Source organism: Phocaeicola sp., from assembly GCF_048170425.1.
Lineage (GTDB): Bacteria > Bacteroidota > Bacteroidia > Bacteroidales > Bacteroidaceae > Phocaeicola.
Genome location: NZ_DBEXBB010000111.1, coordinates 1 through 6,797, shown reverse-complemented (window position 1 = coordinate 6,797; position 6,797 = coordinate 1). Strand labels below are relative to the sequence as shown.

Here is a 6,797-nt window from a genome sequence, read left to right as displayed (position 1 = left end):
TTTTTTGTTATTTATTCTCTTGGCTTTTGTTCCGGTATTCTGTAGGGGTCATTCCCAGATACCTTTTTACGTACTGTGCAAAAAAAGACACATTGGGAAATTCAAAGTCAACCGCAATTTCTTTGATGCTTTTGTTCGCATACTTCAGTTCAAGAATAATATGTTCAATGGCATTCTCGTGGATGAGCGTCAATGCATTTTTTCCGCTGATTTGCTTGACGATGCGCGACAGATACTTCGGCGAGTAACAGAATAGGTCGGCATAATAAGTCAGTGTGCGGTGTTTACCGTTGTCGGCTGTCAGAGCTTCCATGAATTGCTTGAAGATGAAGTCGGGCTGTTTGACTGGAGTGTGGTATCCTTGCTTTTCCTTTTCAATGGATTTGCGTGTGGTTTCGGCCACCATCTCGCCATAAAAAGCTGAAGCAATGTGCAGCAGGATTTCTTTCTGGTATTTGTCGGGCGGAGTCTGTATCTTGCCCTCTATCAGTTTCAGGTACTGGTGAAACGCTTCGTCCCGGTTTTCTCCAAAATGCTTGATGGGGTTTTCCTGTATGTAACATACCGACTTCCAGCTGTATTTCTGGGTCTGGGTCAGTCGCTGGATGAAGCGGTTGGAAAAACAGAATACTTTTACTTTATGGTTGGGACTGGCCATTACCTGACCTATAATCGTGTTGGGCAGACTGACCAGCAGGTCATTGGCCTGTAGGTGTCGGGGCACATTGTTTAATTCTAATTTTACTTCTCCTTCCTCACAATAGAGCATCAGAAAAATCTCCAGTTTGACATTCCTGTTTTCCTGAAACACATTTTCCAGGCGTTCAGTCAGAAACATGTAGTCGTCAATATAGCTTTGGGCATCGCAATGCGACTGAAGCATTTCCATGTGAATCTGTCTAATAATCTCTTCCATAATTCTTTTTTGCAAAGATGAAGATTTTTGGTCAAGATGCTATGTCTTATTTTCTCTCAAGTATGTCTTATTTTCCATATTTCATGAATTGGACAGAGGGATGGAGAAAATTGAACATTCCTGTGCGAAAATTTGTTCCTCTCCTTTTTTTCGTGCTTGCTACTTTTGTGCGAACAAAAAAAGAAACAAATATGACGAAAAAGAGTGGAAAATTAAACGTATGGCTGATGTTGCTGATTGGCTGTGCAGTGGAGATAACTTCCTGTAAGACGGAAACCAAAGAAAGCACGCAGAAAGGCTATAACCTTGTAACACTTACCGCAGATACGGATAAGGAAATCATGACTTCGTATTCTGCTTCCATTGAAGGTAGGCAGGATATTGACATTTATCCCCAGGTGTCAGGGTATATTGAAAAATTGAATGTGTCCGAAGGAGATGTGGTACGGCAGGGAGAAGTCTTGTTTGTGATTGACCAGGTTCCTTATAAGGCGGCTTTGGAAACGGCAGTTGCCAATGTGGAAGTGGCGAAAGCCAGTCTGGCTACCGCCGAACTTACGTATAAAAGTACAAAGGAACTGTATGCCAAGAAGGTGGTTTCCAGCTTCAACTTGCAGACCACTGAAAATGAGTATCTGACCGCCAAGGCACAACTGGCACAGGCTGAGGCGCAGGAGGTGAATGCACGGAATGACCTTTCTTATACGGAAGTAAAAAGCCCCAGCAACGGGGTGATTGGCATGTTGCCTTACCGGGTAGGGGCACTGGTCAGTTCCAATATGTCGCAACCGCTGACTACTGTTTCAGACAATGCCACCATGTATGTCTATTTCTCGATGACCGAAAATCAGCTTTTGGCTTTGGCACGTCAATACGGTACGATTGACAAGGCGGTAGAAAATATGCCGGCCATTCAGCTTCAGCTGAACGATGGCTCTGTGTACGAAGAAAAAGGAAAGATAGAGTCTATCAGTGGCGTGATTGACAAGGAGACGGGTACGGTAGGTGTGCGTGCGGTATTTCCGAATGCTTCCCGTCTGTTGCACAGTGGGGCATCGGGCAACGTGCTGATTCCAAGTGTCTATAAGAAATGTATCGTGATTCCGCAGGGAGCTACCATACAGTTGCAGGATAAGATTTTAGCCTATAAGGTAGTAGACGGGAAAGCGGTATCTACTCTGATAAAAGTAGCTCCGGTCAATGACGGGAAAGAATACATTGTGCTGGATGGCCTGAAAGCCGGAGATGAGATTGTGGCCGATGGAGCCGGAATGATTCGTGAAGGAACGCAAGTAAAATAACAGACGATTATGAAAGGAAATATATTCATTAAGCGGCCGGTGATGGCCCTCTCCATATCGGTCTTGATTCTGATAGTGGGATTTATATCACTTTATACACTTCCTGTGGAACAATATCCTGACATTGCTCTGCCTACCGTGCGTGTGGAAGCCACTTATACCGGTGCCAATGCCGATGCGGTGATGAACAGTGTAATCATGCCGCTGGAAGAAAGTATCAACGGGGTAGAAAACATGATATACATTACCTCTACGGCTACCAATGCGGGTACAGCCGAAATCCTGGTATATTTCAAGCAGGGTACCGACCCGGATATGGCGGCGGTGAATGTGTAGAACCGTGTGTCTGCCGCACAAGGTCTGCTGCCTTCTGAGGTAACAGCTATTGGCGTCAGTACCATGAAGCGCCAGAACAGCTTCCTTCAGATTAACAGTCTTATCAGTCCCGACAAGCGTTATGATGAAACCTTCCTGGCTAACTACCTTGACATCAATGTGATTCCTCAGGTAAAACGTATTCAGGGCGTAGGCGATGTGCAGCTGATGGGAGATACTTACAGTATGCGTATCTGGATGAAGCCCGACAAAATGGCACAATACGGACTGGTTCCTTCTGATGTGACAGCCGTATTGGGTGAGCAGAACACGGAAGCACCTACAGGCGCATTGGGTGAAAGTTCGGACAATGTGTTTCAGTACACCATGAAATATAAAGGCCGTCTGAAGAGTGTGGAAGAATTTGAGAACATGGTCATTCGTTCACAGAAAGACGGATCCGTGCTTCGGGTAAAAGATATTGCGGAAGTAGAGCTGGGACGTGAATCCTATAGTTTCCATGGTGAAGCAGATGGAGTTCCGGGAGTTACTTTCATGGTCTTTCAGGTGGCTGGTGCCAATGCTACAGCTGTAAACCAGGAGATTTCCGACTTGCTGGATGATATTTCAAAAGACCTTCCGGAAGGAACGGAGTTCATTCAGATGATGAGTGTGAACGATTTCCTTTTTGCTTCCATCGACAATGTGGTTGAAACCCTGGTGATAGCCATTATCCTGGTAGTGTTGGTGGTTTACTTCTTCTTGCATGATTTCAAGAGCACCTTGATTCCTTCCATTTCCATCATTGTGTCACTGATTGGTACGTTTGCCTTCCTGTCGGTAGCCGGATTCAGTATCAATATCCTGACCTTGTTTGCCCTTGTGCTGGCCATTGGTACCGTGGTGGATGATGCGATTATTGTAGTGGAAGCCGTACAGGCCAAATTTGATGTGGGGTATCGCTCGTCTTATCTTGCTACAAAAGATGCCATGAGTGATGTGACGATGGCCGTTGTGTCGTGTACCTTTGTCTTTATGGCTGTATTTATTCCGGTGACCTTCATGGGAGGAACTTCCGGTGTGTTCTACACTCAGTTTGGTATTACGATGGCGGTGGCTGTGGGACTCTCCTGTGTGAATGCCCTGACACTCTGTCCGGCTTTGTGCGCCATGATGATGAAAGCTTCTGACACGGAGAAAAGCATCAAGAGCTTCAGCGGTCGTATCCGTGCGGCTTACACTGTGTCATATAATACGATGCTAGGCAAATACAAGAAAGGATTGATGTTCTTCTTCCATCACCGGTGGACTGTCTGGGCTTCACTGGGTGTTGCCACTGTATTGCTGGTATATCTGATGTCGACTACCAAGACCGGACTGGTGCCTCAGGAAGACCAGGGAACCATGATGATTAATATCAGTACCTCACCTGGTAACTCTTTGGCTGAAACCAATAAGGTGATGGACAAGGTGCAGGATATATTGAAAGCTACTCCGGAGATAGAGCATTATTCGCGTATCACGGGATACGGATTGATTTCCGGGCAGGGTACGTCGTACGGTACGGTCATCATCCGCTTGTATCACTGGGATGAACGAAAAGGAAAGGAACATTCGGTAGAAGCAGTCATGAAGCGCTTGAATGCCCAGTTCAGTGAGATAAAGGAGGCGCAGGTATTCTGTTTCCAGCCTGCCATGATTCCGGGATACGGAACCGGTAATGCGGTGGAACTTTATATGGAGGACAAAACGGGAGGCGACATGCAGCCGTTCTATGAGTCCGTACAGAAATTTATTATGACCCTTAACGAACGTCCGGAAGTGGCAATGGCCTATAGCTCATACGCCATGAACTTCCCTCAGATTGCGGTAGATGTAGATGCGGCTAAATGCAAGCGTGCCGGAATCAGTCCGAGTGAGGTACTCGATGTGGTGGGAGCCTATTGTGGAGGTTCATACGTGTCTAATTACAATAAGTATGGAAAGGTATACCGTGTCATGATTCAGGCTTCACCCGATGCCCGTTTGAATCAGCATGCGCTGGACAACATGTTTGTGCGTAATGGAACGGAGATGGCGCCGGTCAGCCAGTTTGTGACGCTGCGTTCTGTCTTAGGTCCGGAAATTGCCAAGCGTTTCAACTTGTATAATACGATTGATGTGAATGTGAACGTGGCCGAGGGATATTCTACGGGTGAAGTGCAGAAAGCCATTAAGGAAGTAGCAGCTCAGGTACTTCCTTCCGGCTACGGCTATGAGTACGGAGGTATGGCACGTGAGGAAGCCAGCAGCGGAGGCGCACAGACCGTGTTTATCTATACCCTCTGCGTAGTGTTGATTTACCTGATTCTGTCCTGCTTGTATGAAAGTTTCCTGGTACCGCTGGCCGTGATTCTGTCCGTACCTTTCGGATTGATGGGAAGCTTCCTGTTTGCCCGTGTGGCAGGGTTGGAGAACAACATCTATTTGCAGACCGGTGCCATCATGCTGATTGGTCTGCTGGCCAAAACGGCCATTTTGATTACAGAGTATGCCATTGAACGTCGCCGTAAGGGTATGGGTATTATCTCTTCCGCTTACTCGGCAGCCCAGGCCCGTTTCCGCCCCATTATCATGACCGTCTTGTGTATGATTTTCGGTATGCTTCCGCTGATGTTCTCATCCGGTGCCGGAGCGAACGGAAACAGTTCACTGGCTACGGGTGTAGTAGGAGGTATGCTGATTGGTACATTGGCCCTGCTCTTTGTGGTGCCGGTTTTCTTTGTCGTGTTTGAATACCTTCAGGAAAAGTTGCGTGGTCCTATGCAGAAGGAGCCCGACCAGCAGATTCTATATGAGAAGGAACAGACCTTGATTGAGAAAAGTGCCTTTAACACAGAAAAGTAAACGAACAATATGAATACATCAAAAATAATCGCATGTGGCGCAACGCTCTTGTTGAGCAGTTGCGGAATATATACCAGCTATGAACCGCAGACCTCGGTCCCCGAGAACTTGTACGGCGAAGAGGTCACAGTTTCCGATACGGCAAGTATCGGAAACATCCACTGGCGGGATTTTTTTACCGACCCTTGTTTGCAGGAACTGATTGAAAGGGGGCTGGCACAGAATACGGATGTGCAGATAGCCGGTCTGCGTGTGGAAGAGGCGAAGGCTTCCTTGCTTTCGGCCAGACTGGCTTTTCTTCCTTCCTTTGCCCTTTCTCCGCAAGGAGGCGTCAATACGGTGGAAGGCAGCAAGGCTTCACACACCTATACGCTTCCGGTGACAGCCAGTTGGGAACTGGACATTTTCGGGAAACTGCGGAATGCCAAGCGTCAGGCTAAAGCCGCTTATCTGCAAAGTGAAGACTATAAGCAGGCAGTCTACTCCAGTCTGATAGCCAATATCGCCAATACATATTATACGTTGTTGATGCTCGATGAGCAACTGGAGATTTCCCGTCAGACGGCCGATACGTGGAAGGAAACCGTAGCGTCTACGCAGGCCCTGATGGATGCGGGGCAGGCCGATGAGGCGGCCGTTTCACAGATGAGGGCCACTTATTATGAAGTGGAGAATGCGGCGGTGGATTTGGAAGAACAGATTAACCAGGTGGAAAACAGCCTGTCTTTGCTGCTGGCAGAAACACCGCATAAGATGGCGAGAGGAAAACTTTCCGGACAACAATTCACTTCACGTCTGTCTGTGGGAGTTCCACTTCAGATGCTTTCCAACCGTCCGGATGTGCGTATGGCCGAACGTGACCTGGAACAAGCGTTTTATGTGACCAATCAGGCCAATTCTGCCTTTTATCCGTCCATAACCTTAAGTGGAAGTGCCGGATGGACCAATTCGGTGGGAGGACTGATTACCAATCCGGGCAAGTTTGTCACCTCGGCCCTGGCTTCACTGACGCAGCCGCTCTTTAACAGGGGAGCATTGATAGCCCGCCGGCGTATTGCCAAGGCACAGCAGGAAGAGGCTCTTCTGGCTTTTGAGCAGAAGCTGCTGGATGCCGGAACGGAAGTGAATGAGGCGCTGGTGTCTTATCAGACCAGCAAGAAGAAAAAAGATAATTACGAAAACCAGGTGGCTGCCCTGGAACGGGCATTCACCAGTACGTCACTGCGGATGCAGCACGGCAGTACGACCTACCTGGAAGTGCTGACTGCCCGGCAGACGTTGTTAAATGCCCGGCTCTCTCAAACCGCGAACTGTTTCAAGGAGATACAGAGTCTGATTAACTTGTATCAGGCGCTGGGTGGAGGACAGCATATTTAGTT

General features: G+C 47.8%; 3 protein-coding genes and 1 pseudogene. 3 read left to right on the top strand and 1 reads right to left on the bottom strand.

Annotated features, from left to right (window positions below):
• Positions 1-7: 7 nt before the first annotated feature.
• Positions 8-916: a helix-turn-helix domain-containing protein gene (locus tag ACMJ0U_RS04500; RefSeq protein ID WP_417128446.1), complete on the bottom strand. Its 909-nt coding sequence runs from the start codon at positions 914-916 to the stop codon at positions 8-10.
• A gap of 191 nt (positions 917-1,107) precedes the next feature.
• On the opposite strand from ACMJ0U_RS04500, the gene ACMJ0U_RS04495 reads away from it, so the two are divergent.
• From ACMJ0U_RS04495 to ACMJ0U_RS04485, 3 genes and pseudogenes are all read left to right on the top strand, one after another.
• Positions 1,108-2,217, top strand: a complete 1,110-nt coding sequence (locus tag ACMJ0U_RS04495) for an efflux RND transporter periplasmic adaptor subunit (protein WP_417128444.1) — start codon at positions 1,108-1,110, stop codon at positions 2,215-2,217.
• Between the two features lie 9 nt (positions 2,218-2,226).
• A pseudogene (locus ACMJ0U_RS04490) lies at positions 2,227-5,418 on the top strand (efflux RND transporter permease subunit).
• 9 nt (positions 5,419-5,427) lie between these two features.
• On the top strand, positions 5,428-6,795 hold the full coding sequence (locus ACMJ0U_RS04485; RefSeq protein ID WP_417128443.1) for a TolC family protein: 1,368 nt from the start codon (positions 5,428-5,430) through the stop codon (positions 6,793-6,795).
• Positions 6,796-6,797: the final 2 nt, after the last annotated feature.